Source organism: Vibrio pomeroyi (assembly GCF_024347595.1).
In the GTDB taxonomy this organism is placed as follows: Bacteria; Pseudomonadota; Gammaproteobacteria; order Enterobacterales; family Vibrionaceae; genus Vibrio; species Vibrio pomeroyi.
On sequence record NZ_AP025506.1, the window covers coordinates 3,572,238 to 3,598,287 of the forward strand.

22 protein-coding genes, 6 tRNA genes and 3 rRNA genes are annotated in these 26,050 nt (G+C 46.8%); 11 read left to right on the forward strand and 20 right to left on the reverse strand.

The genetic code is table 11. The features are described from left to right. Positions 1 to 51 precede the first annotated feature (51 nt). From OCV12_RS15885 to OCV12_RS15930, 10 genes are all read right to left on the reverse strand, one after another. A complete protein-coding gene (locus OCV12_RS15885) occupies positions 52 to 1,434 on the reverse strand; it encodes a multicopper oxidase family protein (RefSeq protein ID WP_261885032.1) in 1,383 nt (460 codons plus the stop codon). A gap of 599 nt (positions 1,435 to 2,033) precedes the next feature. Further along, positions 2,034 to 2,110, reverse strand: a tRNA-Trp gene (locus tag OCV12_RS15890). 60 nt (positions 2,111 to 2,170) lie between these two features. Then, positions 2,171 to 2,247: transfer RNA gene (locus tag OCV12_RS15895), tRNA-Asp, on the reverse strand. A 45-nt stretch (positions 2,248 to 2,292) separates the two neighbouring features. Then, positions 2,293 to 2,408: ribosomal RNA gene (gene rrf, locus OCV12_RS15900) — 5S ribosomal RNA — on the reverse strand. 93 nt (positions 2,409 to 2,501) lie between these two features. Beyond that, positions 2,502 to 5,393 (reverse strand): 23S ribosomal RNA (locus tag OCV12_RS15905). A 307-nt stretch (positions 5,394 to 5,700) separates the two neighbouring features. Beyond that, positions 5,701 to 5,776, reverse strand: a tRNA-Val gene (locus tag OCV12_RS15910). Between the two features lie 29 nt (positions 5,777 to 5,805). Beyond that, positions 5,806 to 5,881: transfer RNA gene (locus tag OCV12_RS15915), tRNA-Ala, on the reverse strand. A gap of 25 nt (positions 5,882 to 5,906) precedes the next feature. Continuing rightward, positions 5,907 to 5,982, reverse strand: a tRNA-Lys gene (locus OCV12_RS15920). Positions 5,983 to 5,984: 2 nt separating this feature from the next. Continuing rightward, positions 5,985 to 6,060: transfer RNA gene (locus OCV12_RS15925), tRNA-Glu, on the reverse strand. 89 nt (positions 6,061 to 6,149) lie between these two features. Beyond that, a 16S ribosomal RNA gene (locus tag OCV12_RS15930) occupies positions 6,150 to 7,704 on the reverse strand. The 16S, 23S and 5S rRNA genes sit together here with 6 tRNA genes alongside, the layout of an rRNA operon. Positions 7,705 to 8,286: 582 nt before the next feature. Between OCV12_RS15930 and OCV12_RS15935 the strand changes: the two genes are divergently transcribed. Next, positions 8,287 to 8,832, forward strand: coding sequence for a gamma carbonic anhydrase family protein (locus tag OCV12_RS15935; protein ID WP_261885033.1), 546 nt, complete (start codon positions 8,287 to 8,289; stop codon positions 8,830 to 8,832). Here OCV12_RS15935 and OCV12_RS15940 read toward each other — a convergent pair. The 4 genes from OCV12_RS15940 to OCV12_RS15955 all read right to left on the reverse strand — a co-directional run bounded on the left by OCV12_RS15940 (position 8,829) and on the right by OCV12_RS15955 (position 11,518). Then, on the reverse strand, positions 8,829 to 9,098 hold the full coding sequence (locus tag OCV12_RS15940; protein WP_261885034.1) for a DUF1488 family protein: 270 nt from the start codon (positions 9,096 to 9,098) through the stop codon (positions 8,829 to 8,831). The two genes, OCV12_RS15935 and OCV12_RS15940, sit on opposite strands and share 4 nt — an antisense overlap. Before the next feature lie 16 nt (positions 9,099 to 9,114). Continuing rightward, positions 9,115 to 9,945, reverse strand: coding sequence for a shikimate dehydrogenase (aroE, locus tag OCV12_RS15945; RefSeq protein ID WP_261885035.1), 831 nt, complete (start codon positions 9,943 to 9,945; stop codon positions 9,115 to 9,117). Between the two features lie 77 nt (positions 9,946 to 10,022). Further along, entirely contained in the window at positions 10,023 to 10,940 is a 918-nt protein-coding gene (gene hemF / locus OCV12_RS15950; RefSeq protein ID WP_261885036.1) for an oxygen-dependent coproporphyrinogen oxidase, read from the reverse strand. Positions 10,941 to 10,960: 20 nt separating this feature from the next. Further along, positions 10,961 to 11,518, reverse strand: a complete 558-nt coding sequence (locus OCV12_RS15955; protein WP_261885037.1) for an L-threonylcarbamoyladenylate synthase — start codon at positions 11,516 to 11,518, stop codon at positions 10,961 to 10,963. 194 nt (positions 11,519 to 11,712) lie between these two features. On the opposite strand from OCV12_RS15955, the gene purE reads away from it, so the two are divergent. Continuing rightward, positions 11,713 to 12,198, forward strand: a complete 486-nt coding sequence (gene purE, locus OCV12_RS15960; protein ID WP_017073863.1) for a 5-(carboxyamino)imidazole ribonucleotide mutase — start codon at positions 11,713 to 11,715, stop codon at positions 12,196 to 12,198. Positions 12,199 to 12,203: 5 nt separating this feature from the next. After that, entirely contained in the window at positions 12,204 to 13,334 is a 1,131-nt protein-coding gene (locus tag OCV12_RS15965) for a 5-(carboxyamino)imidazole ribonucleotide synthase (protein ID WP_261885038.1), read from the forward strand. A 104-nt stretch (positions 13,335 to 13,438) separates the two neighbouring features. Here the strand turns inward: OCV12_RS15965 and OCV12_RS15970 are convergent, their stop codons facing one another. Genes OCV12_RS15970 through OCV12_RS15985 form a run of 4 tightly spaced genes read right to left on the reverse strand, consistent with a single transcriptional unit; the run spans position 13,439 to position 16,701 of the window. Then, positions 13,439 to 14,008: a DNA topoisomerase family protein gene (locus OCV12_RS15970; RefSeq protein ID WP_261885039.1), complete on the reverse strand. Its 570-nt coding sequence runs from the start codon at positions 14,006 to 14,008 to the stop codon at positions 13,439 to 13,441. A gap of 12 nt (positions 14,009 to 14,020) precedes the next feature. Then, entirely contained in the window at positions 14,021 to 14,497 is a 477-nt protein-coding gene (locus OCV12_RS15975; protein ID WP_048657837.1) for a DUF494 family protein, read from the reverse strand. 3 nt (positions 14,498 to 14,500) lie between these two features. Then, positions 14,501 to 15,613: a DNA-processing protein DprA gene (dprA, locus tag OCV12_RS15980; protein WP_261885040.1), complete on the reverse strand. Its 1,113-nt coding sequence runs from the start codon at positions 15,611 to 15,613 to the stop codon at positions 14,501 to 14,503. After that, positions 15,610 to 16,701: a LysM peptidoglycan-binding domain-containing protein gene (locus OCV12_RS15985; protein ID WP_261885041.1), complete on the reverse strand. Its 1,092-nt coding sequence runs from the start codon at positions 16,699 to 16,701 to the stop codon at positions 15,610 to 15,612. Before OCV12_RS15985 ends, dprA begins: the two co-directional genes overlap by 4 nt. 140 nt (positions 16,702 to 16,841) lie before the next feature. Between OCV12_RS15985 and def the strand changes: the two genes are divergently transcribed. The 6 genes from def (at position 16,842) to OCV12_RS16015 (ending at position 23,324) form a co-directional block, all read left to right on the forward strand. Next, on the forward strand, positions 16,842 to 17,354 hold the full coding sequence (gene def / locus OCV12_RS15990; protein ID WP_017058772.1) for a peptide deformylase: 513 nt from the start codon (positions 16,842 to 16,844) through the stop codon (positions 17,352 to 17,354). Positions 17,355 to 17,391: 37 nt separating this feature from the next. Then, positions 17,392 to 18,339 (forward strand): methionyl-tRNA formyltransferase, encoded by a 948-nt coding sequence (fmt, locus tag OCV12_RS15995; RefSeq protein WP_261885042.1) that lies wholly within the window; start codon positions 17,392 to 17,394, stop codon positions 18,337 to 18,339. A 91-nt stretch (positions 18,340 to 18,430) separates the two neighbouring features. Continuing rightward, positions 18,431 to 19,711: a 16S rRNA (cytosine(967)-C(5))-methyltransferase RsmB gene (gene rsmB, locus OCV12_RS16000; protein WP_261885043.1), complete on the forward strand. Its 1,281-nt coding sequence runs from the start codon at positions 18,431 to 18,433 to the stop codon at positions 19,709 to 19,711. A 109-nt stretch (positions 19,712 to 19,820) separates the two neighbouring features. After that, entirely contained in the window at positions 19,821 to 21,197 is a 1,377-nt protein-coding gene (gene trkA, locus OCV12_RS16005; protein WP_004735766.1) for a Trk system potassium transporter TrkA, read from the forward strand. A 79-nt stretch (positions 21,198 to 21,276) separates the two neighbouring features. Continuing rightward, on the forward strand, positions 21,277 to 22,722 hold the full coding sequence (locus tag OCV12_RS16010) for a TrkH family potassium uptake protein (RefSeq protein ID WP_026084319.1): 1,446 nt from the start codon (positions 21,277 to 21,279) through the stop codon (positions 22,720 to 22,722). Between the two features lie 26 nt (positions 22,723 to 22,748). After that, complete coding sequence (locus OCV12_RS16015; protein WP_261885044.1) at positions 22,749 to 23,324, forward strand: DUF3157 family protein; 576 nt, start codon at positions 22,749 to 22,751, stop codon at positions 23,322 to 23,324. On the opposite strand, the gene trhA is transcribed toward OCV12_RS16015, so the two are convergent. Together trhA and OCV12_RS16025 are read right to left on the reverse strand one after the other, a co-directional pair. After that, a complete protein-coding gene (gene trhA, locus OCV12_RS16020; RefSeq protein ID WP_019820279.1) occupies positions 23,321 to 23,974 on the reverse strand; it encodes a PAQR family membrane homeostasis protein TrhA in 654 nt (217 codons plus the stop codon). The two genes, OCV12_RS16015 and trhA, sit on opposite strands and share 4 nt — an antisense overlap. A 156-nt stretch (positions 23,975 to 24,130) precedes the next feature. Beyond that, positions 24,131 to 24,922 (reverse strand): sporulation protein, encoded by a 792-nt coding sequence (locus OCV12_RS16025; protein ID WP_261885045.1) that lies wholly within the window; start codon positions 24,920 to 24,922, stop codon positions 24,131 to 24,133. A 283-nt stretch (positions 24,923 to 25,205) separates the two neighbouring features. Here OCV12_RS16025 and OCV12_RS16030 point away from each other — a divergent pair, with 283 nt between their 5' ends. After that, on the forward strand, positions 25,206 to 25,373 hold the full coding sequence (locus OCV12_RS16030) for a hypothetical protein (protein WP_004739323.1): 168 nt from the start codon (positions 25,206 to 25,208) through the stop codon (positions 25,371 to 25,373). Positions 25,374 to 25,504: 131 nt separating this feature from the next. Next, on the forward strand, positions 25,505 to 25,768 hold the full coding sequence (locus OCV12_RS16035; RefSeq protein WP_010433308.1) for a YihD family protein: 264 nt from the start codon (positions 25,505 to 25,507) through the stop codon (positions 25,766 to 25,768). Positions 25,769 to 26,050 lie beyond the last annotated feature (282 nt).

Below are 26,050 nucleotides of genomic sequence, written 5' to 3' on the forward strand. Positions count from 1 at the left end.
AGCGAGGGTAGAAACTAAGAATGCATGCGCAAATATTAAACGTTACAGGTGTCACTTAACTTCAATATATCCCATCAACCCCGTTTTCATGTGCTCAATTACATGACAGTGGTACATCCAACGCCCTGGGTTGTCTGCAACAAACGCAGCTTTCGCTCGACCATTTTTCCCAAGTAACACAGTGTCGGTATGGAAAGGTTCTTCTATTTTTTTACCATCAAGTTCCAGTACTGTGAATGTATGACCATGAATATGAATTGGATGATGGTATTGAGTGACATTCTTTAGATCGAATATATAAGTTTTGCCTAACTCCAAAGTCGCCAACGGATCTGGAATATTGTCTTTGCTCATTCCCTCCCACGCGCGTTTATTCGTAAGCCAAAACTTAGGCATCGACTTCCCATCTTTAGATACCGGTGATACCGCTCCTTCCCACTCAAACACAAAATCAATTTCTTCTGCGTTAACGAGATCTAAGTTAGGCACAGGATTGAGAGGCAATGAAGGAAGTGTTTGGCCTTCTATTAGCGTGGAATCTACAACCTTAAACTCACATAAGGAAAAAGGAAAGCGTCCCTTCATTTGCAAAACATTCACTCGCTCCCCCGCCTTGGGAGCAATCAACCCGAGATCGACACGCATACCTGGGCCAATTTTGTGTTGAGTCAGCTTATAAGGTGTCTTTACAGGGTTACCATCAATGGCAATGACCCATGCTTCAGCACCTTCAATAGCTATCGGATAGGTAATCGTGTTATCAACATTCGCAATACGCAGCCTAGTCGTTGCGTGCTGCTTCAATTGATAGATAGGTTCATGTACTCCATTGACGCTACTCCACTCTCCTGGCGTACCCATACGAGCGCTGAGGCGAGGGATCATCAAGTCTTTCCACTGACCTTGTTTGTCGATATGCCAATGTTTCAGCATCAGAGCATGCTCTTCATCGAACTGAACTGGCGCACTCTCTTCGACAATAATAAGCCCGACCAAGCCCATACCAAGTTGCTTAACACTGTTCATGTGCGGGTGATACCAGAATGTGCCCGCATCTGGTGGCGTAAACTCATAGACAAACGTTTCACCGGGCATAATAGGAGGCTGACTTAAGAAAGGTACCCCGTCCATTTCGATCGGAATTCTCAGGCCATGCCAATGAATTGTGGTCGGTTCTGATAGCTTGTTTGTAAATCGAATCGTTACCTTTTCGCCTTGTCGACAGCGAATAATCGGCGCTGGAATCTGTCCATTAAAGACTAAAACATTAGTACTAAATCCCTTCACCAACTCAGCGGTTGAAGGCTCAGCAGTTAAGTCATAAACGAACTTTCCTTGCTCATCAACAGACCGCTTCATTGAGCAAGCAGGTAGGACGGTTAGTGCAGATATAGCGAGAGATGATTGAATAAACTTACGACGGGAAATATCCATATTTGTTGCCTTTTAGTAATGACGACCAAAATGTAACAAAATATTGAGAATAATTCTCATAAAGAAGTGCAGTTTGTGCTGTCGATTGTTTATAAAAGACGCGGGGATAAGTAAGTACTTACACTGTTAAGGCTAGGTTCTGTTGAAGATAGGGATTATCGACTAAAAAGTAGAACCAACAGACGTAAAAAACCAGTATTTCTGCCGAGGCTTTATATATGGTAGGAGTGGAAGTTTAGACTCCTGACACGCGCTATTTTGGTAAGTCGGGGAATCCGCTGCTCTGACAATATTTTAGATTCAAAATGCAAAAAGGCTCTAACATTTCTGCTAGAACCTTAAATATGGCAGATATGGAAGTTTAGACTCCCAACACGCGCTGTTTTGGTAAGTCGGGGAATCCGCTGATCTGAAAATGTATTAGATTCAAAAAGCAAAAAGGCTCTAGCATTTCTGCTAGAGCCTTAAATATGGCAGGGGTGGAGAGATTCGAACTCCCAACACGCGCTATTTTGGTAAGTCGGGGAATCCGCTGCTATGAAAATGTATTAGATTCAAAATGCAAAAAGGCTCTAGCATTTCTGCTAGAGCCTTAAATATGGCAGGGGTGGAGAGATTCGAACTCCCAACACGCGGATTTGGAATCCGCTGCTCTGCCAATTGGAGCTACACCCCTAAAACTTTATCTTACTTCAGATTCGAAAAAACCTCGCACTAGGCGAGGTTATCGAATAAGTGGCGGAGTGGACGGGACTCGAACCCGCGACCCCCGGCGTGACAGGCCGGTATTCTAACCAACTGAACTACCACTCCGCAGTGGACTACTTGTCGTCGCTGACAAGTCGTTCATAATTTAAAGCCTGGCGATGTCCTACTCTCACATGGGGAAGCCCCACACTACCATCGGCGCTATTGTGTTTCACTTCTGAGTTCGGCATGGAATCAGGTGGGTCCACAATGCTATGGTCGCCAAGCAAATTTTAAAATTCGGAAAACTGTATTTAAAAGTAACTCTTCAAACTCATTCAAGGTCTGTCTTTGAGTCCACAAAACCCCTTGGGTGTTGTATGGTTAAGCCTCACGGGCAATTAGTACAGGTTAGCTCAATGCCTCGCAGCACTTACACACCCTGCCTATCAACGTTCTAGTCTTGAACAACCCTTAAGGACGCTTATAGCGTCAGGGAAAACTCATCTCAGGGCTCGCTTCCCGCTTAGATGCTTTCAGCGGTTATCGATTCCGAACTTAGCTACCGGGCAATGCCATTGGCATGACAACCCGAACACCAGAGGTTCGTCCACTCCGGTCCTCTCGTACTAGGAGCAGCCCCCTTCAATTTTCCAACGCCCACGGCAGATAGGGACCGAACTGTCTCACGACGTTCTAAACCCAGCTCGCGTACCACTTTAAATGGCGAACAGCCATACCCTTGGGACCGACTTCAGCCCCAGGATGTGATGAGCCGACATCGAGGTGCCAAACACCGCCGTCGATATGAACTCTTGGGCGGTATCAGCCTGTTATCCCCGGAGTACCTTTTATCCGTTGAGCGATGGCCCTTCCATTCAGAACCACCGGATCACTATGACCTGCTTTCGCACCTGCTCGAATTGTCATTCTCGCAGTCAAGCGGGCTTATGCCATTGCACTAACCACACGATGTCCAACCGTGTTTAGCCCACCTTCGTGCTCCTCCGTTACTCTTTGGGAGGAGACCGCCCCAGTCAAACTACCCACCAGGCACTGTCCGTAATCCCGATTCAGGGACCAACGTTAGAACATCAAAACTACAAGGGTGGTATTTCAAGGACGACTCCACCACATCTAGCGACGCGGTTTCAAAGTCTCCCACCTATCCTACACATGTAGGTTCAATGTTCAGTGCCAAGCTGTAGTAAAGGTTCACGGGGTCTTTCCGTCTAGCCGCGGGTACACTGCATCTTCACAGCGATTTCAATTTCACTGAGTCTCGGGTGGAGACAGCGTGGCCATCATTACGCCATTCGTGCAGGTCGGAACTTACCCGACAAGGAATTTCGCTACCTTAGGACCGTTATAGTTACGGCCGCCGTTTACCGGGGCTTCGATCAAGAGCTTCGACCGAAGTCTAACCCCATCAATTAACCTTCCGGCACCGGGCAGGCGTCACACCGTATACGTCATCTTACGATTTTGCACAGTGCTGTGTTTTTAATAAACAGTTGCAGCCACCTGGTATCTGCGACTCTCGTCTGCTCCATCCGCAAGGGACTTCACTGATAAGAGCGTACCTTCTCCCGAAGTTACGGTACCATTTTGCCTAGTTCCTTCACCCGAGTTCTCTCAAGCGCCTTGGTATTCTCTACCCGACCACCTGTGTCGGTTTGGGGTACGATTCCTTACAATCTGAAGCTTAGAGGCTTTTCCTGGAAGCATGGCATCAATGACTTCACTACCGTAGTAGCTCGACATCGTATCTCAGCGTTAAGAAAGTCCGGATTTACCTAAACTTTCCGCCTACGTACTTGAACCTGGACAACCGTCGCCAGGCCCACCTAGCCTTCTCCGTCCCCCCATCGCAATTGTAAGAAGTACGGGAATATTAACCCGTTTCCCATCGACTACGCCTTTCGGCCTCGCCTTAGGAGTCGACTTACCCTGCCCCGATTAACGTTGGACAGGAACCCTTGGTCTTCCGGCGAGGGAGTTTTTCACTCCCTTTATCGTTACTCATGTCAGCATTCGCACTTCTGATACCTCCAGCAGCCCTTACAGACCACCTTCAACGGCTTACAGAACGCTCCCCTACCCCACATACCCTAAGGTACGTAGCCGCAGCTTCGGTGTATAGCTTAGCCCCGTTACATCTTCCGCGCAGGCCGACTCGACCAGTGAGCTATTACGCTTTCTTTAAATGATGGCTGCTTCTAAGCCAACATCCTGGCTGTCTGAGCCTTCCCACATCGTTTCCCACTTAGCTATACTTTGGGACCTTAGCTGGCGGTCTGGGTTGTTTCCCTCTCCACGACGGACGTTAGCACCCGCCGTGTGTCTCCCGGATAGTACTTACTGGTATTCGGAGTTTGCAAAGGGTTGGTAAGTCGGGATGACCCCCTAGCCTTAACAGTGCTCTACCCCCAGTAGTATTCGTCCGAGGCGCTACCTAAATAGCTTTCGGGGAGAACCAGCTATCTCCAGGTTTGATTGGCCTTTCACCCCTAGCCACAAGTCATCCGCTAATTTTTCAACATTAGTCGGTTCGGTCCTCCAGTTGATGTTACTCAACCTTCAACCTGCCCATGGCTAGATCACCTGGTTTCGGGTCTAATCCTAGCAACTGTACGCCCAGTTAAGACTCGGTTTCCCTACGGCTCCCCTAAACGGTTAACCTTGCTACTAAAATTAAGTCGCTGACCCATTATACAAAAGGTACGCAGTCACACCACGAAGGTGCTCCTACTGCTTGTACGTACACGGTTTCAGGTTCTATTTCACTCCCCTCACAGGGGTTCTTTTCGCCTTTCCCTCACGGTACTGGTTCACTATCGGTCAGTCAGTAGTATTTAGCCTTGGAGGATGGTCCCCCCATATTCAGACAGGATATCACGTGTCCCGCCCTACTCGTTTTCACTGATGATGAGATGTCGATTACGGGGCTATCACCCTCTATTGCGGCACTTTCCAGAGCCTTCATCTGTCTCATTAAAAGCTTAAGGGCTAATCCAATTTCGCTCGCCGCTACTTTCGGAATCTCGGTTGATTTCTCTTCCTCGGGGTACTTAGATGTTTCAGTTCCCCCGGTTTGCCTCCTGTTGCTATGTATTCACAACAGGATACTTACTTATGTAAGTGGGTTTCCCCATTCAGGAATCCCAGACTCAAAGGTTATTACTACCTAATCTGGGCTTATCGCAAGTTATTACGCCTTTCATCGCCTCTGACTGCCAAGGCATCCACCGTGTACGCTTAGTCACTTAACCATACAACCCGAAAGGGTCTTAGTGTATGGCAACTAACCAAGGTTTTTGGTTGTCATTAAGAAGGGTTAATTCTCAATGACTGTTTGCCGGACTCAATGTGATTCAAACGAATTTGAATCGAATACAAGACACTTGAATGTGTTTGTTGTGTTTATCTAAAAGATAAACATTGAGAACTTTTAAATTTGATTGAATTACTCGTAAGTAAATCAATCAGTCAGCTTTCCAAATTGTTAAAGAGCAAGAGTTTCAAAGTATTAAACTTTTAACCCATTTTTAAAAACTCTCCGAGGAGAATGCTTAAAGATGGTGGGCGATACCGGGCTCGAACCAGTGACCCCCTGCTTGTAAGGCAGGTGCTCTCCCAACTGAGCTAATCGCCCATAAAAGTTTTAATTCCTTATGGAAGGAATGGTGGAGCTATGCGGGATCGAACCGCAGACCTCCTGCGTGCAAGGCAGGCGCTCTCCCAGCTGAGCTATAGCCCCATATTTTTATTTCCTTGGGAGGAAATGGTGGGTCGTGCAGGATTCGAACCTGCGACCAATTGATTAAAAGTCAACTGCTCTACCAACTGAGCTAACGACCCAATGGTATCCCGTAGGGGAGTCGAACCCCTGTTACCGCCGTGAAAGGGCGGTGTCCTAGGCCTCTAGACGAACGGGACACTGGATTGAAGAACTTGGGAGTTCTTCGTCTCTTTTACTTTCTAAACCTAATCAATCTGTGTGGACACTTATCGTGAGTATCTTCGTATAAGGAGGTGATCCAGCCCCAGGTTCCCCTAGGGCTACCTTGTTACGACTTCACCCCAGTCATGAACCACAAAGTGGTGAGCGTCCTCCCCGAAAGGTTAAACTACCCACTTCTTTTGCAGCCCACTCCCATGGTGTGACGGGCGGTGTGTACAAGGCCCGGGAACGTATTCACCGTAGCATTCTGATCTACGATTACTAGCGATTCCGACTTCATGGAGTCGAGTTGCAGACTCCAATCCGGACTACGACGCACTTTTTGGGATTCGCTTACCATCGCTGGCTTGCTGCCCTCTGTATGCGCCATTGTAGCACGTGTGTAGCCCTACTCGTAAGGGCCATGATGACTTGACGTCGTCCCCACCTTCCTCCGGTTTATCACCGGCAGTCTCCCTGGAGTTCCCGACATTACTCGCTGGCAAACAAGGATAAGGGTTGCGCTCGTTGCGGGACTTAACCCAACATTTCACAACACGAGCTGACGACAGCCATGCAGCACCTGTCTCAGAGCTCCCGAAGGCACACCTGCGTCTCCGCTGGCTTCTCTGGATGTCAAGAGTAGGTAAGGTTCTTCGCGTTGCATCGAATTAAACCACATGCTCCACCGCTTGTGCGGGCCCCCGTCAATTCATTTGAGTTTTAATCTTGCGACCGTACTCCCCAGGCGGTCTACTTAACGCGTTAGCTCCGAAAGCCACGGCTCAAGGCCACAACCTCCAAGTAGACATCGTTTACGGCGTGGACTACCAGGGTATCTAATCCTGTTTGCTCCCCACGCTTTCGCATCTGAGTGTCAGTATCTGTCCAGGGGGCCGCCTTCGCCACTGGTATTCCTTCAGATCTCTACGCATTTCACCGCTACACCTGAAATTCTACCCCCCTCTACAGTACTCTAGTTCACCAGTTTCAAATGCAGTTCCGAGGTTGAGCCCCGGGCTTTCACATCTGACTTAATGAACCACCTGCATGCGCTTTACGCCCAGTAATTCCGATTAACGCTCGCACCCTCCGTATTACCGCGGCTGCTGGCACGGAGTTAGCCGGTGCTTCTTCTGTTGCTAACGTCAAGAGATAGCGCTATTAACGCTACCCCCTTCCTCACAACTGAAAGTACTTTACAACCCGAAGGCCTTCTTCATACACGCGGCATGGCTGCATCAGGCTTTCGCCCATTGTGCAATATTCCCCACTGCTGCCTCCCGTAGGAGTCTGGACCGTGTCTCAGTTCCAGTGTGGCTGATCATCCTCTCAGACCAGCTAGGGATCGTCGCCTTGGTGAGCCATTACCTCACCAACTAGCTAATCCCACCTAGGCATATCTTGACGCGAGAGGCCCGAAGGTCCCCCTCTTTGGCCCGTAGGCATTATGCGGTATTAGCCATCGTTTCCAATGGTTATCCCCCACATCAAGGCAATTTCCTAGGCATTACTCACCCGTCCGCCGCTCGACGCCCATTAACGCACCCGAAGGATTGTTAGTGTCGTTTCCGCTCGACTTGCATGTGTTAGGCCTGCCGCCAGCGTTCAATCTGAGCCATGATCAAACTCTTCAATTTAAGATTTTGTGACTCAACGAATACTGACTTCAAAACTAATATTTACCGAAGTAAACATGTAATTCTAAAGCTATTACCATTCCAACAGAATGGTAATGAATTGACTGTGCCAAATAACCCCTCTCAGTAAAGAAAGTAATTATTCGTATTGGTCACTCAGTTCATTGAAATCATTTTGATTCCGAAGAATCTGTTTTATCTAACGATAAAACGTTTTGATATTCATCAACGAGTGCCCACACAGATTGATAGGTTTAAATTGTTAAAGAGCTTTTCCTTTTTGAGCTTCGCTCAAATCGGACGGCCATTTTAGCGATTTAAGTTTTAGTGTCAACCACTATTTTCAAAACTTTTTTCAAGCGCTTAGCTTGGCTAATTTGACCTGCTGATTCGTTTTGGTTTCCTAAGAAGCCATCCCGTGTCAGCGAGGTGGCATTATAGAGATTTCGATCACACTGGCAAGCCCTTTTTTAAGTTTTTCTTACTTTTTTGATTGTTCGAGCGTTTTTTGTTCAAAACACGCCGTTTTCACTAGTATTCCTCTTAATTAAGGGCTTAAGGTGCCTATATAAAGGAGGATTTATGAGTTCAATACGCAGTTATAAAGGTATATCACCTCAAATCGGGCAAGGTGTCTATATAGATACAAGTTCAGTACTGGTTGGTGATATCAAAATCGGGGATGACTCTAGTGTATGGCCTTTGGTTGCAGCTCGAGGGGATGTGAACCACATACATATAGGCGATAGAACCAATATCCAAGACGGCAGTGTTCTTCATGTTACCCACAAGAATGCAGAAAACCCTGAGGGTTATCCTCTATTAATAGGTAATGATGTCACTATCGGTCATAAAGTCATGCTGCATGGATGCACTATTGAGGATCGCGTACTCGTCGGTATGGGAGCTATTGTGCTAGATGGTGTGGTTATCGAACAAGAAGTGATGATTGGTGCGGGAAGTTTAGTTCCACCTAATAAGGTACTTGAGAGTGGTTACCTATATGTAGGAAGCCCAGTTAAGCAAGCACGCCCATTAAATGATAAAGAACGTGCTTTCTTGCAGAAGTCGGCTGACAACTATGTTCAGAATAAAAATGACTACCTAGACTTTGTGCTACCAGTTTAAAGCGCTTTGATCTGAATTCGATTAGAGGAGTCATACTCCTCTTCTTCTATTAGCTCTTCTGCTAATTCTTCAATATCAAAACGAAGCTCTGAAAATACAGCCAACGCTTGTTTGCCTTCTTCTATATCTTTACCAGCCAATCGAGACAACTCTTCAATAAACACAACACATTCGATCAGTGCACCAGACTGCTGTGCTGGAAAAACGATAGACTGACTCTCTTCATCCCAATCTTGGATATCAGGAAATAAGATTGATTGATTCATTTTTATAATTACCTTGTTACATCTCTAGATTTCTTCGTAATTCTCTTAAGATCTGTTTGGTTCCCGGACGAAGACCACGCCATAGCATGAAGCTCTCTGCAGCCTGACCCACCAGCATACCTAAACCATCATAAGCAGCATGAACACCATTATCTAATGCCCACTGATTAAATACCGTCGTTCCAGATCCGTAGACCATGTCATAGACGGCGCTGTTTGTATTAAAGATGACATCGGAAACTTCAGGAAGCTGGCCACTTAGACCTGATGACGTGGAGTTAATGATGACATCAAAGCCTTCATTAACATCATTTAGTCCCATTCCTTTGATATTGCCATGTGAAGAAAACATCTCAGCTAGAAGTTCGGCCTTTGAACTGGTTCGGTTCGCCACCACCAATTGTTGTGGTTTTTGATCAAGAAGAGGCTGAATTACACCTCTTGCAGCTCCACCAGCACCTAGCAGGAGAACTCGAGCACCCTCTAATACCACTTGATGCTGAAGCAAATCTTGAACGAGACCCTCACCATCAGTGTTATCACCGATGATCTCTCCGTCATCTAACTTCTTCAATGTATTAACTGCACCAGCTAATTGAGCCCTTTCCGTTAGGCGATTAGCAAACTGATAAGCGTCTTCTTTAAATGGCGCAGTGACATTACACCCTCTACCACCTTCGCTAAAAAAAGCTTTAGCCGCGATAACGAATTGGCCATGTTCTGGCTGCAATGCTGTATAGATAAGTTGTTGATTGGTTTGGCGAGCAAATAATGTGTGAATGAATGGCGATTTGCTTTGCCCAATAGGGTTACCGAAAACGGCATAACGATCTACTTGCTGTGTCATATCCTTACCTAACAGAAATAATAAAAAGGGTCATCTATATAGATGACCCTATCACTATCCCTATAAGGAAGGAAGAACTACCAAACTCGCGGTTTTAGGTAGTCACTATAAAGCAGAGCTTCTGGTGACCCGGCTTGTGGTTCGTAACGGTATTCCCAACGAGCCAATGGCGGCATAGACATCAAGATAGACTCTGTACGACCACCACTTTGTAGACCAAATAGGGTGCCACGGTCATACACTAGGTTAAATTCAACATAGCGGCCACGACGGTATAGTTGGAAGTCACGCTCACGTTCGCCATAAGGTGTCTCTTTGCGACGCTCGACAATAGGTAAGTACGCCGCAGCAAAACCTTCACCGACCGCCTGCATGTAAGCAAAGCTCTTATCGAAACCCCACTCATTTAAGTCATCAAAGAACAGACCACCAACACCGCGCGTTTCATCACGGTGAGGCAAGTAGAAGTATTTATCACACCACTCTTTGTGTTCTTGATACACGTTATCACCAAATGGTGCGCACAGATCTTTAGCGGTTTGATGCCAAGACTGGCAATCTTCATCTACTGGATAGAATGGCGTTAAATCAAAACCACCACCGAACCACCAGATAGGGTCTTCCCCTTCCTTTTCGGCAATAAAGAATCGTACGTTGGCGTGTGAGGTTGGGATATAAGGGTTTTTAGGGTGGATAACTAACGATACACCCATAGCTTCAAACTTACGTCCGGCTAATTCAGGGCGGTGAGCGGTTGCTGAAGCCGGCATTGCCTTACCTGCAACATGAGAAAAGTTCACACCACCTTGCTCAAAGACCGCACCGTTGGTCATCACACGAGTACGACCACCGCCACCGAGGCGTTCGCTAGGTTCGCGCTCCCATGCGTCTTCTTCAAACAACGCGTTACCATCAGCTTGCTCAAGCTGTTGGCAAATCGAATCTTGTAGGCTCAGTAAAAACTGCTTTACTGCTTCTTTATCAATTGCTGACATTTTACTTTCCTTTGCAGGGTTTAACCCTGTCTTAATATTTTCGACGTTTTTGCATCTCTAATTTCGCTAGGCTTCTCGCGACCACCCGTTTGACCTTCAAGAATCGCGACCAAATGCTGACCCAGTTGCTGTTGGACTTCTTCGGTCGTCATACAAGGCGGCTCACCCGTTAAGTTAGCACTGGTAGAGGTTAACGGCTTACCGAATTCATTACACATTCTTTGAACCAAAGGGTGATCAGTCACGCGTACCGCGATCGAATCAAACTGACCACTCACCCAGCCTGTCACCTTAGCACTGGTTGGCATAATCCAAGTTACCGGGCCTGGCCATGTGGCTTTTACTGTCGTCAGCTGCTCTTCCGTCAATTGGCTTTCATCTATATAAGGTAACAGTTGCTCGTAGCTTGCAGCTATTAAGATCAAGCCCTTTTCAACCGGGCGCTGTTTTAACTCGAGTAATTTCTGGATGGCTTGTGGATTATCTGGATCACAACCGACCCCAAAAACGCCTTCGGTCGGGTAAGCAATGACTTCACCTTGTTGTAATGCCTGCAATGTATGTTGAAAGTTATCCACGGGTGCCTCATTAATTCAGTTATCTAACTCACTAAGTGTACAAATTATCACTCACTGTGACTAAAGCTATTTGTTTATAAAATTTATCAATTAACAACTTAGACTGACGCAAACGTTTTCCTTAAGCAATTTTACCCGTATAATGCGCGCAAAATATCTAATCACTAATTAAATCGTACCTGAAGGAGTTTGAGATGACTGTCGGTATTATCATGGGTTCTAAATCTGATTGGCCAACAATGAAGCTAGCTGCAGAAATGTTGGATCAGTTTGGCGTGGCGTACGAAACAAAAGTGGTTTCTGCTCACCGCACACCTCAGTTGCTAGCAGACTACGCAACCAGTGCGAAAGAGCGCGGTATTAAAGTGATTATCGCTGGCGCTGGCGGTGCTGCTCACCTACCAGGCATGGCGGCTGCTTTCACAAGCGTACCTGTTCTTGGTGTTCCAGTTCAATCTAAAGCACTGAAAGGCATGGACTCTCTACTTTCTATCGTGCAAATGCCAAAAGGCATCGCGGTAGGTACTCTAGCTATCGGTGAAGCGGGTGCAGCGAACGCTGGCATCCTAGCGGCACAAATCATTGGTACACACAATGAAGACGTGATGGCAAAAGTAGAAGCGTTCCGCTCTGAGCAAACAGAAACGGTACTTGCTAATCCAAACCCTGCAGAGGACTAATTCCCATGCATGTTCTTGTGTTAGGCGCGGGCCAACTTGCTCGCATGATGTCCCTAGCTGGGGCACCGCTGAATATTGAAATTTCTGCTTTTGATGTTGGCAGCAAAAATATTGTTCACCCATTAACGCAAGCGATTCTAGGCAACGGCTTAGAAAATGCGATAGAGCGCGCGGACGTCATTACAGCTGAGTTCGAACACATCCCTCACGATGTACTTGAAGTATGTGAGCGCAGCGGTAAGTTCTTACCGACTACTGAAGCAATCAAAGCTGGCGGTGACCGTCGTCTTGAAAAAGCGCTGTTAGACGAAGCGAACGTAAAAAACGCTAAGTACTATGTGATTAACTCTCGCAAAGACTTTGACGCTGCGATCGCTCACGTTGGCTTACCAATGGTACTGAAGAGCACACTTGGCGGCTACGATGGCAAAGGCCAGTGGCGCTTAAAGACACTAGACAATGTTGACGCGACTTGGGCTGAAATGGCCGAATGCATTGCAGCGACAGACAATCAAGCCATTGTGGCTGAAGAGTTTGTCCCGTTTGACCGTGAAGTATCACTGGTTGGTGCTCGCGGTACCAATGGCGAGATTCAAGTGTACCCATTGGCTGAGAATGTTCACACCGACGGCGTGTTGAGCTTATCGACAGCGATTGATGACATTGAACTGCAAGAGCAAGCGAAAACCATGTTCACCGCAATTGCAGAACGCTTAGATTACGTTGGCGTGCTAGCACTTGAGTTCTTTGATGTTCAAGGTTCACTGCTGGTTAACGAGATTGCACCACGTGTTCATAACTCTGGCCACTGGACGCAACAGGGCGCTGAAACTTGTCAGTTTGAGAACCACCTGCGTGCTGTGTGTGGGATGCCACTAGGCAGCACTAAGCTGATTCGCCCAACCGCAATGATCAACATTCTTGGTGAAGATACCCTACCTGAAGCTATTCTGGCTCAAGGTGGCTGTCACGTTCATTGGTATGGCAAAGAGAAGCGTGCAGGTCGTAAGATGGGCCATATTAACGTGAGCGCTGACTACAACGCAGAACTGCAAAGAGCGTTGTGCTCATTGGCTGATATTCTTGATAAGCAAGCCTACCCGGCTGTGCATGAGTTTGCTGAGCAGATGAAGTAAGCCTACATTGGTTTATGGATATAAAAAGTTCATTGGATATAGAAACGGCGCTCATTGAGCGCCGTTTTTTATTTCTGGTCACTCACTTACTGTGATTAGCATGACTACTGAGATTGAATGTGATGACACTTGCGATCTGCACATTGCTTCTTGGTACCACTGGCTGTTTTCTTCTCCATCAACAGCGGAAACTGGCACTCTTCACAGCAGCCAATAACAGGAGGCTGATTAATGGCAAACTTACACTTGGGGTAGTTATCACACGCGTAGAAGGTCTTGCCATAGCGAGATTTACGCTCAACCAAGTGGCCTCTACCACACTCAGGGCATGCAATCAGCGGCTGCTCTTCAGGTTGTTCTTTTGGTTGGTCCAAAGATTCGATGTGATTACACTCTGGATAGTTGCTACAACCAATAAACATCCCAAAACGACCTTGTCTTAGTACCAATTCGTTTTGGCATTTAGGACACGGTACACCCAGCTCTTTCACCACATGACCATCATTTTGATGGAGAGGTTTGATATAATCACAGCTCGGATACTGCTTACAGCCTAAAAATGGGCCGTGCTTACCATGGCGAAGCTGAAGCTCCCCACCACACTGTGGACATGGTTCATGCTCTAGCGCATGTTCATGTGCTGAAAAAAGCTGATTATCAATCTTACTACTCATGACAAGCCTGTATTAATGCAAGATACCTTGCTCTTTGGTGTACAACAGCTCTTCCATTTGCGTGTAAGCACTTTCATTACCCGGTACATTGAATAGCACCATTAAGATAATCCATTTCAGATCATCCAATTCAAATTCGTTTGTCTCAAGTCCCATCACACGATCAATCACCATTTCACGAATCTCTGTCGTGAGCACGTTGATCTGCTCTAGGAAAAGTAAGAAACCTCGACACTCCATATTAATACGAGATACCTCTCGACTGGTGTAGACACGCATCGAGGTGTTGGAACACATAGTAATCGCCGCTTGGTTGTCAGTATCTTGCAGTGCCGCAAGATCTTCTAACCAATGGAGGGCCTTATAAATATCGTCTTGGTGAAACCCTGCTCGAAGAAGCTCATCTTCAAGTTCGTCTTGATCCACCTGCAATTCAGAATCGCTATGGATGTAGGTTTCAAACAAGTACATCAGTATGTCCATCATCATAGCTTAGCCTCTCCCCTTTCGAATATAGCCACCGGAAACTGCAACAACATGCCCTGAGAGCTCAAGCTCTAAAAGCTGCATCATGACTTCATGCACAGGTATATGGGTTCTCTGTGCCAAAATATCAACGGGTGTCGCCTCTAATCCTACGTTAGCTAACAGCTGTGGAAATGGCAATTGTTCATTTTCACCCTCATTCTGCGTAGGTTCGAATAAGCTCGGCTGCTGATCTATAGACCAGTTTAACAGACTCTTTATTTCAATCAGAACATCTTGAGCATTTTGCACTAAACATGCTCCAACTTTAATGAGACTGTTACCTCCGCGACTGGTTGGGCTATGAATTGAACCGGGCAGCGCAAACACCTCTCTCCCTTGCTCCATCGCATAGCGAGCCGTAATCAAAGAACCACTCTTCTCAGCCGCTTCCACCACTAAAGTGCCTAACGACAAGCCACTTATAATACGGTTACGACGAGGGAAATGTTCAGGTCGTGGTTTCGCACATGGGCGAAACTCTGAAATAAGTGCGCCATTTTCACAGATCCTATCGGCTAAGTTTCTGTGCCGCGCAGGATAAATGGAGTCCAAACCAGAACCTAACACTGCAAAAGTTTCTCCTCCCCTATCCAGGGCACCATCATGAGCGTAACCATCGATGCCTAAAGCTAAACCACTGGTGACAATCAAGCCATTTTGGACGAACTCTTTGGCGAAGGACTTCGCAGTCTGCAGCCCTTCGAGACTGGCATTGCGACTGCCGACCATCGCGATTTGAGGTTCAATCAGCTTCTCAACGTGTCCTTTAACGAAAAGAACACTGGGCGCAGAAGCTATCTCATTGAGCAGTTTGGGATAATGTGAGCAATTCGGGGTAATGATGTGATGGTTAGGCTGTTTTGCTTGCCATGCTAAGCAAGCCTCCACTTCTCGTGGGGCTTGCTCTCTAAGATAAGAAATTTGCTTGGCTGACAAACCGATAGCTTGCAGCTGCTGACTTGAGTAGCCAACTATGTTCGAAGGGGAATCGATACTCAGCAGGCGAGAGAGACGTTTGCCACCCAATTGCGGAACAAAACTTAGAGTTAGCCAAGCACTCAGTTGTTGCTCATTCACTCGGTGCCCTTAACCTCTTCCGTCAAATCAAGATCCAAAGGCGATACCGCCAGAATGTCATTGCTAACAGGCTTAGAGCTCTGAGTAATCAACGCGAGGCTAAAATACTCATAAGGGCGAATAACCATCAAGCTACCCAGCGAGGTGCTTGGTAACTGAACTTTATCGCTTGCCGCCGACTCTTTATAGCTGTACTCACCCTGCTTACCAAACACCACAGCACCGCTTTCGCTGAGGGTAAACATAGAACCTTGGCGAAGGTTATCCTGTGAACCTTTGTTGATCACTACCACCTGATTCTTCGCGCTGTATTGGCTGCCATCTAATGAGCCCAAGATATTAGCAAATTGACCCGCCGCACTAGGTGCAGGATAAAACGTAGTAGAGAGCTTCACCTGATCAACACCAAGTTCAGGTAGCACAAGGTCGTTGAGCAGTACTTCTTGCAGCTGAGTCTCTATCTGCAAGCTGCTGAACTCAGCATCCACCTCTTTTAAGCGCGCAGTGGCAACCAAACGCAACGAGGTAATATTCGCTTGGGGTTGCTGCCGTTGGTAGGTTTCAACGGCGCGGTAGATGCCCCACTTTTGATGCTGTTGGGTACCTGATATGAATAACCGGTCTGCACCCGATAAGAAACGTTTGCCATCACTGGTTCCTAGTACTCGCTGTGCCGATTCGATATCTTGCTGCTCTACCAAGCGATCAGACTGTAAATACGGTAAAACCAGCCCCTCGTTGACGGTAGGTACTGCTTTTTTCTCAGAGACACGAATCTTAGGGCTAAGTTTGATAACGGGTTTGAGGCTTAATACAGGCTCGCCATTAATCCAAACCAAAGACAGTTTATCTCCGGGATAAATAAGATGAGGGTTTTCTATCTCTGGATTCACCTGCCATAACCTTGGCCACAGCCATGGGCTATCGAGATACATCGCAGAGATATCCCACAAAGTATCGCCCTTAACCACGACATACGCCTCGGGTGCGCCCTTTTTAATGGTTAAAGGTTGCTCACTATTTTCAGCCGTAGCGGCGAACGAAATCGAGGCAAAAATAAGAGATAAAGCAGGGAATAAATGACGCATGACCTAGGTTCCTTGGTCTGAATATATGACATCTGATTGGAGAATTACCTTCAGGATGCTGTCATTTGACCTCTAAAATGTCTAGAATTGAGCCAACAAGGTTTAAGCTGTTTCGGCACAGTTCAATATTTCGAGTGTATATGTCTGTATTACAAGTATTAACATTACCAGATGATCGTCTACGTACCGTGGCGAAACCGGTAAAAGAAGTTACCCCAGAGATTCAAAAGTTCGTTGATGACATGATTGAAACCATGTACGACGAAGAAGGTATCGGCCTTGCGGCAACGCAAGTAGATTTCCACCAACGCATCGTTGTTATCGATATTTCAGAGACGCGTGATGAGCCTATGGTTCTGATCAACCCTGAAATCACCGAAAAGCGCGGCGAAGATGGTATCGAAGAAGGCTGTCTATCTGTACCAGGCGCTCGAGCTCTAGTACCTCGCGCTGCAGAAGTAACGGTTAAAGCATTAGACCGTGACGGCAACGAATTCACATTCGATGCTGATGACCTTCTGGCTATCTGTGTTCAGCACGAACTTGACCACCTAGAAGGCAAGTTGTTTGTTGATTACCTATCGCCACTAAAGCGTAAACGTATCCAAGATAAGCTAGCGAAAATTAAACGTTTCAACGAGAAACAGGGTTAATCACCGCTGCAATTACTAAATTAGAAGGAAGCCTACCTTGAGTCAGTCTTTAAGAATTGTCTTCGCAGGTACTCCGGATTTCGCCGCCCGTCACTTGGCGGCGTTGTTGTCTTCGGAGCATGAAGTTATTGCTGTTTACACACAGCCAGATCGTCCAGCAGGCCGCGGTAAAAAACTGACTGCGAGCCCAGTAAAAAACATCGCACTTGAAAACAACATTCCGGTTTACCAACCAGAAAACTTCAAGTCAGATGAAGCTAAGCAAGAGCTAGCGGATTTGAATGCTGACATCATGGTTGTTGTAGCGTACGGCTTATTGCTTCCACAAGTGGTTTTAGATACACCTCGCTTAGGTTGTATCAATGTGCATGGTTCTATCTTGCCGCGCTGGCGTGGTGCTGCTCCTATCCAACGCTCTATTTGGGCAGGTGATAAAGAGACAGGCGTAACGATCATGCAGATGGATATAGGCCTTGATACTGGTGACATGCTAAGCATCGCAACGCTACCAATTGAAGCGACAGATACCAGTGCTTCAATGTATGAAAAGCTAGCTGGCCTTGGCCCTGATGCGCTTGTTGAGTGTTTGTCTGACATCGCTTCTGGTAAAGCGGTGGCTGAAAAGCAAGACGACGAACTTGCTAACTACGCGAAGAAGCTAAGTAAAGAAGAAGCGCGTATCAACTGGAGTGATGACGCGGCTCATATTGAGCGCTGCGTTCGTGCTTTCAACCCATGGCCAATGAGCCACTTTGAAGCTGCGGAAAACAGCATCAAAGTATGGCAAAGCCGTGTGGCAGAGCAAACCACTAATAAGCCTGCAGGTACCATTCTGCAAGCGGATAAAACGGGTATCTATGTAGCGACAGGACAAGGTGTACTTGTTCTTGAACAGCTGCAAGTACCAGGTAAAAAAGCCATGTCAGTTCAGGATATCTTGAACTCTCGTGCAAGCTGGTTTGAAGTTGGAACTCAACTTTCTTAACCGCTTTTAAAGCTGCCATAAGCGCAGCTTAGAAAACCTTTACGAGGGCAGAGATGCCCTCATGTATTCAAATAAATATTCGGTACCCCTCATGAATGTTCGCGCTGCTGCTGCAAATGTCCTATTCCAAGTTGTCGATAAAGGCCACTCTCTTTCACACGCTCTCCCTGCGGCTCAAAAAACGATCCGCCCGCGAGACCACGCTCTATTGCAAGAGATTTGCTACGGCGCACTTCGTTACCTGCCTCGTTTAGAGTCAATCGCTAACGAACTGATGGAAAACCCGCTTAAAGGTAAAAAGCGTGTATTCCACCACCTTATTTTGGTAGGCATTTACCAACTGAGCTTCATGCGCATTCCTTCGCACGCTGCCGTTGCGGAAACCGTTGAGGGCACCAAAACACTGCGTGGACCAAGCCTAAGTGGTTTGATCAACGCGGTATTGCGTAGCTATCTACGTGACCAAGAAGAGCTGGATGAAAAAGCGGTTAGCCACAATGCGGGCAAATATGGCCACCCAAGCTGGATTCTAAAAATGCTTCAAGAGAGCTACCCAGATCAATGGGAGCAACTGGTTGAAGCAAACAACAGCAAGGCACCAATGTGGTTGCGCGTAAACCGCCAACACCACACGCGTGACGAGTATGTTGAACTGCTTAAAAACGAAAACATTGAATACACACTGCACCCAGAAGCGGCGGATGCCATAAAATTAGCGGCACCTTGCGATGTGACTTTACTACCGGGCTTCGACAGAGGTTGGGTATCAGTACAAGATGCAGCGGCTCAGCTTTCTGTAGATTACCTAACACCAAAAGATGGTGAACTAATCCTAGATTGTTGTGCAGCGCCAGGCGGTAAAACCGCACACATTCTTGAGCACACCAATGACACTGAAGTGGTTGCTATTGACTGTGATATTAAACGCCTAGACCGTGTTTACGATAACCTTGAACGCCTACAACTGCGTGCCGACGTAATTTGTGGCGACGCTCGCTACCCTGAAGAGTGGTGGATGGGCGATAAGTTCGACCGTATCCTACTTGATGCGCCTTGTTCAGCGACAGGTGTAATCCGCCGTCACCCTGACATCAAGTGGCTACGCCGTGCATCTGATATTGATGCACTCGCTGAGCTACAAAGTGAGATCATGGATGCAATGTGGCGTCAGTTGAAAGAAGGCGGCACCATGGTTTACGCGACATGTTCTATCACACCGCAAGAGAACGTTCTGCAAGTGAAAGCTTTCCTAGAACGTACCAAAAATGCAACGCTAGTTGGGTCTGATATCGAAAATCCGGGTCGTCAAATACTACCTGGTGAAGAAGATATGGATGGCTTCTACTACGCAGTTCTAGTAAAACAGGCATAACAACTAACAGCGGCTAAGAATTTATTTCTTAGCCGCTGTTTCTTTCTAGTGCATTATCGAAGCAAAATGAAATCACTAGAATTACAAAGGCAAAAATAAGAGAAAGGCTATGAAGATCATTATCCTAGGTGCTGGACAAGTAGGCGGTACCCTTGCTGAAAACCTAGTAGGTGAAAACAATGACATCACGATCGTCGACCGTAATGCCGACCGACTGCGTGAACTTCAAGACAAATATGACCTTAGGGTTGTAAACGGCTATGCCAGCCACCCGAACACACTACGTGAAGCGGGTGCACAAGATGCCGACATGTTGGTTGCCGTAACCAACATGGATGAAACCAACATGGCCGCATGTCAGGTTGCCTTCTCTCTTTTCAACACGCCAAACCGAATTGCCCGTATTCGTTCTCCACAATATTTAGAAGAGAAAGAAGCACTGTTCAAATCAGGTGCTATCCCGGTTGATCACTTGATCGCACCGGAAGAGCTGGTGACCAGCTACATCGAACGTTTGATCCAATATCCAGGTGCACTACAAGTAGTGAGCTTTGCAGAACAGAAAGTGAGCCTGGTGGCAGTAAAAGCCTACTACGGTGGTCCACTGGTTGGTAATGCACTGTCTGCTTTGCGTGAGCACATGCCACACATCGATACTCGTGTTGCAGCTATCTTCCGTCAAGGTCGCCCTATTCGCCCGCAAGGCACCACCATCATTGAAGCTGATGATGAAGTGTTCTTTGTAGCGGCAAGTAACCACATCCGCTCAGTAATGAGTGAACTGCAACGCCTAGAGAAACCATACCGCCGCATCATGATTGTCGGTGGTGGTAACATTGGTGCAAGCTTGGCGAAACGCCTTGAGCAGAGCTACAGCATCAAGCTTATCGAGCGCAGCTACACACGAGCAGAGAAGCTGTCGGAAGAATTAGAAAACACCATCGTATTCTGTGGTGATGCGGCAGACCAAGAGCTGCTAACCGAAGAGAACATCGATCAAGTTGATGTGTTCATCGCCCTAACCAATGAAGATGAAACCAACATCATGTCTGCGATGCTGGCTAAGCGCATGGGCGCCAAGAAGGTAATGGTACTAATTCAACGTGGTGCTTACGTCGACCTTGTGCAGGGTGGTGTGATTGATATTGCGATCTCTCCACAGCAAGCGACCATTTCTGCGCTGCTTACTCACGTTCGTCGTGCAGATATTGTTAACGTATCATCTCTACGTCGCGGCGCTGCAGAGGCTATCGAAGCCATTGCTCACGGTGACGAAACCACATCGAAGGTCGTGGGCCGAGCAATTGGCGACATCAAACTACCACCGGGCACCACTATTGGTGCGATTGTTCGCGGGGAAGAGGTACTTATCGCGCACGATAGAACCGTAATCGAACAGGATGACCACGTAGTGATGTTCCTAGTGGACAAGAAATACGTACCTGATGTTGAGTCTCTATTCCAACCGAGCCCGTTCTTCTTATAGCCTTGTTCTCGTAAGCTTCTTCTCGCAACCTTCTAATGTGAGAACGAAGCTCCGACACAAAGCGATGGTCTATTAAGCTATGGTCAACTTTCGTCCGATATTATTAGTGATAGGGTTAGTGTTATCAAAACTCGCCCTTTTCATGTACATCCCCACATTGGTAGCCTTCTTTACTGGCACCGGTGGCTTCCTCGAGTTTGGTCAATCGGTAGTGATCACGCACATCGTCGCGTTCATCTGCTTGAGTTTAGGCCGTTCAGCTAAGTTCCGACTTGGGGTGCGGGACATGTTCCTGATTACCTCCCTAGTGTGGACAATAGCCAGTGCCTTCGCCGCACTGCCATTTGTGTTCATCAACCATATCAGCTTCACGGACGCCTACTTTGAAACCATGTCTGGTATCACCACGACAGGCTCGACCGTATTAAGCGGCTTAGACAGCATGGCACCAAGCATTCTGCTGTGGCGTTCAATCTTGCAATGGTTAGGTGGCATCGGCTTCATCGTAATGGCGGTAGCGGTACTGCCAATGCTCAACGTCGGTGGTATGCGCCTCTTCCAAACGGAATCATCCGATTGGTCAGATAAAAGCAGCCCAAGAGCAAAAACCGTCGCCAAGAACATTGTAGCGGTTTATCTGGTATTAACTGGCTTGTGCTTGGTGAGCTACCTGTTTGCAGGAATGAGCGTGTTTGACGCCATTAACCACTCATTCACTACGCTTTCTACAGGCGGTTACTCAACCTCAGATGGCTCAATGAACCACTTCTCGAACAGCGCTCATTGGGTGGGCACCGTGTTCATGTTCTTAGGTGGCCTACCATTCCTACTCTTTGTCAGTGCACTGCGCGGTAGAAAGCTCTCTATCCTCTACAAAGATGCCCAAGTGAGAGGCTTCGCTTACCTATTCTTAGTCACCAGTGCTGTGATCTCCACGTGGCTGGTGGTTAGAGATGGCTACACAGTATTGGATGCACTACGTGTCTCGATGTTCAACATCGTGTCGGTTGTAACAACCACAGGCTTTGGCTTGGAAGACTTCACAGCGTGGGGCGCTCTACCAACCACTTTGTTTGCCTTCCTGATGATGGCTGGTGCTTGTTCTGGTTCAACTTCTGGTGGTATCAAAATCTTCCGCTTCCAGATAGCGATGACTATGCTTCACAAACAGATGATGAAGCTGATTCACCCATCAGGCGTATTTGTTCAACGCTATAATCAACGCCCTGTAAGCGACGACATCGTGCGTTCGTTGGTAGCGTTTGGTTTGATGTTCTTTATTACGATCATCTTAATCGCTGGTGGTTTGAGTGCGATGGGTTTAGACCCAATCACCAGTATCTCAGGCGCTATTACCGCGGTAGCTAATGTTGGCCCGGGTATGGGCAGCGTGATTGGCCCGACAGGTAACTTTGCTCCCCTACCAGACGCCGCTAAGTGGTTATTAAGCCTTGGTATGTTGATGGGAAGGCTTGAGATACTGACGCTGATCGTTCTATTCTTCCCAGCCTTCTGGCGACGCTAATTGCACGAATATTTAAGGAAACAGAGATGAAATCATACCTACTTATCGCAAGCGCACTGCTAAGCAGTTCAGCCTTCGCCGACCAAATGGTAACTCTTCAAGATGGAAAACAGATACTGCTGAAAGATGACTTTACTTGGCAGTACGTGGCAGAGAAGCAAGCGGAGGAAGTAGCGACAACATCAGAGATCGCCGTACCTGTCGCAGCAGCGCCTGTTGTGGCAGTTCCAGTTGCGACCAACGTGCGTGGTACAACGATTGTCGTTGATAGCAAAAAGCCAAGCTTACAGCTATCGCAATCAGGGGTTGATGTAGTGCTAGGCGCGAGTCACTATGAAGATGGTGAGCTGATTATCCCAACCGCGATTACCAACCAAAGCACACAAGCCGTGATCTTAGTGTCGGTAAAACTCGGTCTGTATTCAGCGAGCGGTGAATTGTTAGAAGAGAAAACCGTAGCCGTTTGGAAATCAATTAAGCGTATGGCAGATACCTACCTTCGACCAAAAACAGATGCCGAAGGTACTTCTATCAAGCTAGCAGTTGAACAGTACCCTGAGTACCAAATCAAAGCTGAAATCGTTGAAGTGCTGACTCGTTAAACCGGAGTCACATACAGATAGATAGCGAAGAAATGGCAAGCGCAGCCCGCCAACACAAACAAGTGCCAGATGGCATGATTGTAAGGGATGCGTTTTGCCACATAGAAAATCACACCCAGCGAGTAAATCACACCACCGAGTGCTAGTAGCACTAAACCACCCATCTCGATATTCATTGCCAGTTGATACACCACAATCAATGACAACCAACCCATCGCCAAGTAAGTCACCAGTGACAACCGCTTAAATCGGTAGACGAAGGCAATCTTCATAATGATGCCCACCAACGCGATTCCCCAAATCACCGCCATCAAGCCCATCGCTAATGGTGTTCTTAAACTTACCAATAAAAATGGCGTGTAACTGCCCGCGATCAGTAAGTAGATCGCACAGTGATCGAGGGTTTTCAGTAGGCGTTTAGTCTTTTCTGTGGTGATCGAGTGATAAAGCGTGGAAGCAAGGAAAAGTAGGATAATACTGCTGCCATACACCGCCATGCTCGCAATAGTCAGCATGTCGGCTTGATGGTCAAACGCACGAATCAGTAGCAGGATTAAACCAACCACGCCAAGCACAACACCCAAGCCATGGGTTATCGCATTGGCGCGTTCTTCGATGTCACTGTATTCGCTCGCCGATGATGCAGACATGATTATCCTACTAGAGTAAATGTTCGATTTGCCTAGTATTGCACATTAAGCTTACACGTGTAAGCTTAAATTTTTATGACATCTTTTATGGCATTAATAACGCCTAAACAGTGTGATGAAGCTAAGTTCTCTAAAGCTAAAGAACCAAAGAGCTAACTAAGAAGCGTTGTCTAGATAATCAAGCACCATCTTGCCTGCATCTTGTGGTGACGTATCCAATGGTACACTCAATTGACGCTGCAGCTGGCCAATGCCTAATAAGCTCGCCAACATGCCTTTTGCACCATCGCGATTACGGTCTATCTCAAACCACAACTTAAGCTCGGTTTCATCACGATGAGCCACCACTTCCAATTCACGCCAGCGACCATGATATGGGCCAGTGGTAGGAACAAACTCAAACTCTTGAACAAATGGCAGTTCAAAGCCCTCTACCGCTTCACACTCAACTTGGCGAATGCGTAGACCTTGAGCTTCTAGTTCATTAAAAATACCATCAAGAAGTGCATCAGGGCGAACCGTTAAAATATCCTTATCCGATGGGTCAATCGCCATCGCAATGTCTAATCCGGTTTCAAGCCATACTTTTGAATCGCCGATCGTCACCGGGGTATTCAACGGAACATCAAACTCACACTCGAAATCACGGGTTTCACCCGGCTGAATAACAAAAGCATACGGCAGGCTCCATTTGGCCAACGAATATGTCTGGTGCATTCGACGCTTTTGACCGCCCTCTTGTCTCTGCGAATTCCTGGTGACTTCTTTGACATAACGACAGCACAGATTGAGATCGATGTTGTCGATCTCCTGTGGTTGAGCGCCACCATACACATGCACAATAATGCTCGCCTTTTGCCCTGGATAAAGCACTTCCTGTTGCAATACAGAATCCACCTTGGCAGACCCAATACCAAAACTTGCTAACGTTTTCTTTAAGAACGACATATGCACCTCCTTTAAAGCATCATCTTAAGCCTGAAAGAGGTTCAAACTCAAATATACTGCTCACACTATTTTAGCTCTAATATCGTCTATTTATCACTCAGGCGTCGATCGATAAGTTAGATAGTGATAATCTAAGCCTTGATATGCATGCATATCATTATCCTGATTTATTATTCGGATTGGCGAAAGCCAGACGAGCGACTCTTCAAGAAATTGAGGCGGACCTCATGGTAAATCAGGCCATTAGATTGGCAATGGATATGCCTGACCGTTAGGTAAATGAATGCGCCCAACAGCTGTCAGGTTCTCGCACACCAACCGTAGTGCGATGCGTCGTCGTAGTGGCTTTGTTGCTGCTCCAACGGCAAAGAAATTGGCTCCAACAATGACTTTAGTTGAGAAGACTGCTTTATTAGCACCGACTACAACAAAAGTCATTAAAGCCGCTTAACAAAAAGCGCAGTTTTTACTGCGCTTTTTTCTTGCTTATTTCCCTGCTCGAAATGAGTTTACACATTGGTATTCCCCACCCGATTTGATACCTTAGCCACAAATCATTATAAAATTTGTGGAGAATAAAGTATGAAGTGTCACCGCATAGAAGAACTGCTGGAACTGATGGAGCCTGAGTGGCAGAAAGATCAAGAGCTTAACTTGCTAGAGTTCATCATCAAGCTATCAAAAGAAGCCGGCTACGAAGGTAAACTTGAAGAACTGACTGACGATGTTCTTATCTATCACCTAAAAATGCGCAACAGCGAGAAAGATGAAATGATCCCGGGTCTTAAAAAAGACCAAGAAGATGATTTCAAAACCGCAATTCTAAAAGCGCGCGGCATCCTATAATTACCTCAATGCTCAACAGCGTAATTGCCGTATAGATAAAATGCTCAATTTTAAAAAGCGACCACTCGGTCGCTTTTTTGTTTCTGTTCGCTATTTTTTCGTCACAACTGTTATGACTTTTGTTGTTAAAGGTTGATAGCGTTAAAGAAATGAGAACAAGATTGTCGCTATAATCGCCACCCATAAGAATCTTCTAAAATAATAAGAGTAAGTGCGGTATCAACTGACGCATCAAGCTCAATTTCTACAGGTTCTCTAAACCACACTTTAAAGTAATGTCGT